This is a genomic window from Plasticicumulans sp., assembly GCF_035331805.1.
Lineage (GTDB): Bacteria > Pseudomonadota > Gammaproteobacteria > Competibacterales > Competibacteraceae > Plasticicumulans.
On record NZ_DAOLKE010000205.1, the window covers coordinates 1 to 6,407 of the forward strand.

Consider the following 6,407-nt stretch of genomic DNA (forward strand, 5'->3'; position numbering starts at 1 on the left):
GGCGAGCAGCGCGAGCCCCAGTGCGGCGAGCAGCGATCGGCAGGGGCGGCAAGGCGTCTTCATGGCCGGCTCAGGCTCTCGATCTCGGCGCGCGCGCGTTCCTTGTGCTTGCGGCTGCGCACGGCGAGCACCGGCAGCCAGTCATCGGCCGGTGACAGCCACAGCGTGATGCGCACGCGCCCGGAGCCGCCGTCCGGACGCGACAGCTCGTACTTCTCGGCGTCGCGCGCACCGAGTGCGGTCGGCACGGTTTCGCGGCCGAGGCTGTCGAGGTGGTACTCGACGATGCCGGAGGCATACGGCACGCGCAGCCGCGGCGGCGCCGGGCGGCCGCTGCGCCGGGCTTCGAGCAGCTCTACGAAGAAGGCGAGCGGATCGGCGAGATCGGCTTCGAGCGGCAGGTCGCTGGCGCTCTCGCCGTGGCGGGCATGCAGCCTGCCGGCCGGCCAGTCGTAGAGCAGCGTCGTAGCCGACGTGAACGGCGGCTTCGAATGCACGAGGAAGCTGAGCGGCCGGCTGTCCGGGCGGCCGGGCACCGCGGCGCCGGTCAGCTCGGCGCGGCCGAGTTCGCCGAACAGCCCGGTCAGGCCGCCGCCCTCGACGCGGGCGTGCAGCTCGTAGCCGGCCGGTGTCGGCCGGCTCAGCAGCTCGGCGCGCGCGACGGTCAGGCCGTGCGCGATCAGCGCGTAGCGGGCGGTCAGCGCCGGCAGCGGTGCGGCCGGCGCCGGGCTGGCGAGGGCGAGGCCGAGCAGCAGTGCGGCCGGACGGAGCAGGGCAGGGCAGTGGCGCATGGCGGTCAGACGCGACGCAGCGTTTCCGGGTTCGCGCGCGCAGTGCGTTTCGTGCGCCGCTCAGTGCTGTTCGCCCTGCACGGTGACCACCAGCCGGCGCTGGTGGCTGGACTGGCGGTGTTCCCACAGATACACGCCCTGCCAGGTGCCGAGCAGCAGCCGGCCCTCGCCGACCGGCAGCGTCAGGCCATTCGAGGTCAGCACGCTGCGGATGTGTGCCGGCATGTCGTCCGGGCCTTCCATGTCGTGGGCGTACCACGGCGCGCCATCGGGCGCGAGCCGGGCCATGAAGGTTTCGAGATCGCGGCGCACCGACGGGTCGGCATTCTCGCAGAGCATCAGCGAGGCGCTGGTGTGCTGCACGAACACGTGGGCGATTCCGGTGCGTACCTGACTGCGCCCGACCACGGCGCCGATCTGCGTGCTGAGGTCGGTGGTGCAGCGCCCCGGCGTGCGCACGATCAGGATTTCCTGGTGAATCATCGGACGGCTTCCCCGCTCACGTCGATCAAGGTCATGCGCAGGGTTTCGCGCCCCTTGCGCGTCTGCACGATCTGCACCGGCACGTAACCGAACTTCGGCGCGAACCAGAAGGTGGCGGTGCGCTTGTCGCCGGGCCGGCCGCGGCGCAGCACCTCGGCCTCGACCGGGCCGCGGCCGGTCTTCACGGTCTCGCGCCCGGCGCTCTCGACACGGTAGGTGTCGGGGCTGGCGTCATCGACCAGCGTGAAGCTTTCCGGCGGCCGGCCCTGTCGCAGCAGCCACATCGCGCGCAGCTGCAGGCTCAGCGGATCGAGCATGCCGGGGACGAGCGCGAGCTTCGCCGGCGCCGAGCCGGCCTCCTCGATCCGCACCTCGCCGGCCGCCGGATCGAAGTCGATGCGCACCGATTCGCGCTCGCGTCCGCCGCGGCGCTCGTGGCGGTAGTGGCCGGGCTGCGGACCGTCGTCGCTGAACGTGCCTTCGGCTTCCTCGCTCAGCCGATCGGGCAGCAGCATCGCCAGCTGGCCTTTTGCGGCTGCTTCGGAGCGCATGCGGTAGCGCCCCGGTGCCGGCTCATCGAGCGTGACGGTGGCCTCGCCGACCGGCACGCCGGACAGCGCCAGCGAATAGCGGGCCGTGAAGCCGGGCACCGGCAGCGCGGCCAGGGCGGTCAGCGGCCAGGCCAGCGCGGCGGCGAGCAGGCCAGGGATCAGGCGGCGCGGCATGCGGGCACTCCGGACGGGAAGGCGGATATCCGCCAGCCTACACCCGCGGCGCGCGTGCGGCCTGCGGCATCCGGCGTAGCCGCTGCGGGAAAACCCGCAGCTCAGGCGCCGTCGTCCAGCCGCTTCGGTGCCGTCAGCGGCGCGCCGTCGAACAGCACGGTATCGCCATCGAGGCGCACGCGGCCCTCGGCGAACCAGCGGATGGCCAGCGGATACAGCTTGTGTTCCTCGACCAGCACGCGCGCGGCCAGGGTGTCGGCATCGTCGCCGGGCAGCACCGGCACCGTCGCCTGCAGGAACACCGGGCCGCCGTCGAGCTCGGGCGTGACGAAGTGGATGCTGACGCCGTGCTCGGTCTCGCCGGCGGCGAGCGCGCGTTCGTGCGTGTGCACGCCGCGGTACTTCGGCAGCAGCGACGGATGGATGTTGAGCATGCGTCCGCGGTAGTGCTCGCAGAAGCCCGGCTCCAGGATGCGCATGAAGCCGGCAAGCACGACGAGTGCCGGCCCGAAGCCGTCGATCTGCCGGATCAGCTCGGCCTCGAAGCTCGTGCGGTCCGCGAAGTCCTTGTGATCGAGCACCAGCGCCGGCACGCCGGCATCGCGCGCGCGCTGCAGCCCGTACACCCCGGGACGGTTGCTGATCACCGCGCGCACCTCGACCGGCAGTTCACCGCTCGCGGCACGGTCGAGGATGCTCTGCAGGTTGCTGCCGCGGCCCGAGATCAGCACGACAATGCCGGGTTTCGTGGCCGAGCCCATCAGCGGATCTCCACGCGCGGCTGCGCGTCGTCACCGGCGGCCTCGATGCGGCCCATGACCCAGGCCGTCTCGCCGCTGGCGGCGAGGCTCGCGAGCGTGGTTTCGACATCGGCCGGCGCCACGCACACGACCATGCCGATGCCGCAGTTGAAGGTCCGGTACATCTCGGATTCGATCACACCGCCCTGCTGCTGCAGCCAGCGGAAGATCTCCGGCCGCTGCCAGCTCGCCGCGTCGATGACGGCGCGCGTGCCGTCGGCGAGCACGCGCGGCAGGTTGTCGGGCAGGCCGCCGCCGGTGATGTGCGCGAAGCTGTGCACGTCGATCTGCTCCAGCAGCTTCAGCATCGCCGGCACGTAGATGCGCGTCGGCGCGAGCAGCGCGCGCCCGAGCGTGGTGCCGGCAAAGGGCTCATCGAGGCTGGTGCCGGTGACGGCGAGGATGCGCCGGATCAGCGAATAGCCGTTCGAGTGCGGGCCGCTCGACGCCAGACCGATCAGCACGTCGCCGGGCGCGACCCGGCTGCCGTCGATGATGCGCTCCTTCTCGACGATGCCGACGCAGAAGCCGGCGAGATCGTAATCGGCGCCCTCGTACATGCCCGGCATCTCGGCGGTCTCGCCGCCGACCAGCGCGCAGCCGGCGAGCGCGCAGCCATCGGCGATGCCCTGGATGACGGTCGCGGCGGTGTCGACGTCGAGCTTGCCGGTGGCGTAGTAATCGAGGAAGAACAGCGGCTCGGCGCCGGCAACCGCGATGTCGTTGGCGCACATCGCCACCAGGTCGATGCCGATGGTGTCGTGCAATCCGGTATCGAGCGCGAGGCGCAGCTTGGTGCCGACGCCGTCGGTGCCGGAGACCAGCACCGGCTGGCGGTAGCGATCCAGCGGCAGCTCGAACAGCGCGCCGAAGCCGCCGAGGCCGCCGAGCACGCCGGGGCGGGCCGTGCGCCGGGCGTGCGGCTTGATGCGTTCGACGAGCGCCTCGCCGGCGTCGATATCGACGCCCGCGTCGCGATAGCTGAGGCGGATGGGCGGAGTCTGGTCGCTCACGGGGATCACCTGGGTCGGGCGGCGGACGGAGGGGAACAGGCAGCGGGCCGCAGCCGGCGTGCGAAACCGGGCATTCTACACATGCCCGGCGGCAAGACCGGAGCCGGGGCCGTGTGGCAGCGTCCGACGCTCATTTGACAGTGCGCGAGGCGGCTCACCAGACTGCCCGGCACTCCCGACCGCCGCGTTTCCCGCCCGCTCCCTGCATGCCCTCCCTGCGCGCCCGCGACATCCCGAACCTGATCACCGGCCTGCGCCTGCTGCTGGTGCCGCCGATCCTGTGGCTGCTGTGGCACGACGATCACGGTGCCGCGCTGCTGCTGTTCCTGATCGCCGGCGCTTCCGATGCCCTCGACGGTGCGCTCGCGCGCGGTTTTCACTGGCAGAGCCGCCTCGGCGGCATCCTCGACCCGATCGCCGACAAGTCGCTGCTGGTCGGCTGCTTTCTGGTGCTCGGTGCCGGCGGCGAGCTGCCGCTGTGGCTGGTGGCGCTGGTGCTCGGCCGCGATCTGGTCATCGTGCTCGGAGCCGCCGCCTGGCACTGGCTGATCGGCGCGCTCGAAGCCCGGCCCTCGCTGATTTCCAAGCTCAACACCTTCATGCAGCTCGCCGTCGTGCTCGCGGTGCTGCTCAGTCACGGCGCCACGCCGCTGCCGGACTGGCTGCTGCGCCTGCTCGAATGGACGATGGCGCTGACCACGCTCTGGAGCGGCATCGACTACGTCTGGCACTGGAGCCGGCTCGCGCGCCGGCACGTGCGCGGCGAGGTGGCCGGATGAACGCCGACGAGCGGCGCACCTGGGCGCTCGGGCTGGTGGGGCTGGTGGTCGCCGGCTACGGCCTGTGGCTGCTGTCGCCGGTGCTCGCGCCCTTCCTGTTCTCGGCCGTGCTCGCCTATCTCGGTGACCCGCTCGCCGACCGGCTCGAACGGCTCGGGCTGTCGCGCACGCTGTCGGTGGTGACGGTGTTCGTCAGCATGTTCGCGCTGATCCTGGTGCTGCTGCTGTTCATCGTGCCGATGCTCGAACGCCAGGCCACGCAGCTCTTTGACCAGGCGCCGGCGGCGATCGACTGGTACAACGTCGAGGTGCGCGGCTGGCTGCGCCAGCAGTTCAACCTGCCGCTGCCGCAGCTGCGCTTCGACGCGATCAAGAAGGAAGTCGTCACCGCGCTGCAGTCGGCCGGCTCCGACAGCCACGCGCTGATCGCCACCATCAGCCAGTCCTCGGCGGTGCTGGTCGGCTGGACGGTGACGCTGCTGCTGGTGCCGGTGGTGACCTTCTACCTGCTGCGCGACTGGGACCTGCTGGTCGAGGACATCCGCCACCTGCTGCCGCGCTCGGTCGAGCCGCAGGTCTCGAAGCTCGCGCGCGAATCCGATGCCGTGCTCGGCGCCTTCCTGCGCGGGCAGTTCGCGGTGATGCTCGCGCTCGCCGTGATCTACGGCGGCGGCCTGACGCTGGTCGGGCTCGACTACGGCCTGCTGATCGGCCTGATCGCCGGGCTGGTGAGCTTCGTGCCGTACTTCGGCTTCTTCTTCGGCATCGTGCTCGCGGGGCTGGCGGCGATGGTGCAGTTCCACGCGCCGCTGCCGCTGCTTGCGACCTTCGGCGTGTTCGCGTTCGGGCAGCTGCTCGAATCCTTCATCCTGACGCCGCGCTTCGTCGGCGGCAGCATCGGCCTGCACCCGGTGGCGGTGATCTTCGCGCTGATGGCCGGCGAGCACCTGTTCGGCTTCTTCGGCATCCTGCTGGCGCTGCCGGTGGCCTCGGTGGTCATGGTGCTGCTGCGCCACACGCACGCGCACTACGTGCAGAGCGAACTCTACGAGACCCCGCCGGCGCCGCATTTCGAGCCTGATGAGATCGTCGAGTCCGCGGTCACGCACGAGACCATCCGCGCGCTCGATGCCGATGCTGCCGGGGACGAGGCCGGGGCGGCGGCGGACGATGACGAAGTGCTGGCGCGTGTCACCACCGTCGAGCGCACCGAAACCGTCACCACCGAAACCATCGAGGCGCTGCGCCCGGCCGGCGCACCGCCGGAGCGCCCGGCATGAAGGACCAGATGCCGCTGAAGCTCGCCGCCCGCGAGCGCGCGAGCTTCGACAACTACGTGCCCGGCGCCAACCTCGCCGTGCTCGAACACCTGCGCCGCTACACCGGCAGCCCCGGCGAGCCGGTGCTGTACCTGCACGGCCCCGACGGCAGCGGGCGCACGCACCTGGTGCAGGCGGTGTGCAGCGCCGCCGCCGCCCGCGGCCAGACGACGGTGCGCGTCGGCCTCACCGACACCGAACGCCTGCCGCTCGCCGCGCTCGACGGCCTCGAAAACCTCGCCGTGGTCTGCATCGAGGACCTCGACGCCATCGCCGGCCAGCGCACCTGGGAGGCCGCGCTCGATCAGCTCTGCGCGCGGCTGGTGGCGCGCGGCGGCGGGCTGGTGATGACCGGTGCCCGCGTCGCGGTCGCGGCCGGCTTCACGCATCCGGGCTTCGCGAAGCGCGTCGCGCAGGCGATGGACTTCGCGCTCGCCCCGCTCGATGCCGCCGGCTTCGCCGCGCTGCTCGCCGCCCGCGCCGGCCGGCTCGGGCTG

At 71.9% G+C, this 6,407-nt stretch carries 8 protein-coding genes; 3 read left to right on the forward strand and 5 right to left on the reverse strand.

Going from position 1 to position 6,407, the window contains the following annotated elements:
* Positions 1–59 precede the first annotated feature (59 nt).
* The 5 genes from PKE44_RS13355 to purM form a co-directional block, all read right to left on the reverse strand.
* A complete protein-coding gene (locus PKE44_RS13355; protein WP_324552001.1) occupies positions 60–791 on the reverse strand; it encodes a DUF3108 domain-containing protein in 732 nt (243 codons plus the stop codon).
* A gap of 60 nt (positions 792–851) precedes the next feature.
* Positions 852–1,274, reverse strand: coding sequence for a secondary thiamine-phosphate synthase enzyme YjbQ (locus PKE44_RS13360; protein ID WP_324552003.1), 423 nt, complete (start codon positions 1,272–1,274; stop codon positions 852–854).
* Complete coding sequence (locus PKE44_RS13365; RefSeq protein WP_324552005.1) at positions 1,271–1,999, reverse strand: DUF3108 domain-containing protein; 729 nt, start codon at positions 1,997–1,999, stop codon at positions 1,271–1,273. The genes PKE44_RS13360 and PKE44_RS13365 overlap by 4 nt, the downstream gene beginning before the upstream one ends.
* 101 nt (positions 2,000–2,100) lie before the next feature.
* On the reverse strand, positions 2,101–2,760 hold the full coding sequence (gene purN, locus PKE44_RS13370; protein ID WP_324552007.1) for a phosphoribosylglycinamide formyltransferase: 660 nt from the start codon (positions 2,758–2,760) through the stop codon (positions 2,101–2,103).
* Positions 2,760–3,818 carry a phosphoribosylformylglycinamidine cyclo-ligase gene (purM, locus tag PKE44_RS13375; RefSeq protein ID WP_324552015.1) on the reverse strand — a complete coding sequence of 353 codons (1,059 nt, stop codon included), beginning with the start codon at positions 3,816–3,818 and terminating at the stop codon, positions 2,760–2,762. The genes purN and purM overlap by 1 nt, the downstream gene beginning before the upstream one ends.
* 200 nt (positions 3,819–4,018) lie before the next feature.
* Between purM and PKE44_RS13380 the strand changes: the two genes are divergently transcribed.
* From PKE44_RS13380 to PKE44_RS13390, 3 genes are all read left to right on the forward strand, one after another.
* On the forward strand, positions 4,019–4,591 hold the full coding sequence (locus PKE44_RS13380) for a CDP-alcohol phosphatidyltransferase family protein (RefSeq protein WP_324552009.1): 573 nt from the start codon (positions 4,019–4,021) through the stop codon (positions 4,589–4,591).
* Entirely contained in the window at positions 4,588–5,871 is a 1,284-nt protein-coding gene (locus tag PKE44_RS13385) for an AI-2E family transporter (RefSeq protein ID WP_324552011.1), read from the forward strand. Before PKE44_RS13380 ends, PKE44_RS13385 begins: the two co-directional genes overlap by 4 nt.
* Positions 5,868–6,407 (forward strand): AAA family ATPase (locus PKE44_RS13390; protein ID WP_324552013.1); only part of this gene is annotated, 540 nt, incomplete at its 3' end. The genes PKE44_RS13385 and PKE44_RS13390, both read left to right, overlap by 4 nt.

Excerpts from the sequence above, each read along its gene's own strand:
- PKE44_RS13355 (WP_324552001.1), bottom strand. The coding sequence starts at position 791 with ATGCGCCACTGCCCTGCCCTGCTCCGTCCGGCCGCACTGCTGCTCGGC.
- PKE44_RS13380 (WP_324552009.1), top strand. The coding sequence starts at position 4,019 with ATGCCCTCCCTGCGCGCCCGCGACATCCCGAACCTGATCACCGGCCTG.
- PKE44_RS13385 (WP_324552011.1), top strand. The coding sequence starts at position 4,588 with ATGAACGCCGACGAGCGGCGCACCTGGGCGCTCGGGCTGGTGGGGCTG.
- PKE44_RS13365 (WP_324552005.1), bottom strand. The coding sequence starts at position 1,999 with ATGCCGCGCCGCCTGATCCCTGGCCTGCTCGCCGCCGCGCTGGCCTGG.
- purN (WP_324552007.1), bottom strand. The coding sequence starts at position 2,760 with ATGGGCTCGGCCACGAAACCCGGCATTGTCGTGCTGATCTCGGGCCGC.
- PKE44_RS13360 (WP_324552003.1), bottom strand. The coding sequence starts at position 1,274 with ATGATTCACCAGGAAATCCTGATCGTGCGCACGCCGGGGCGCTGCACC.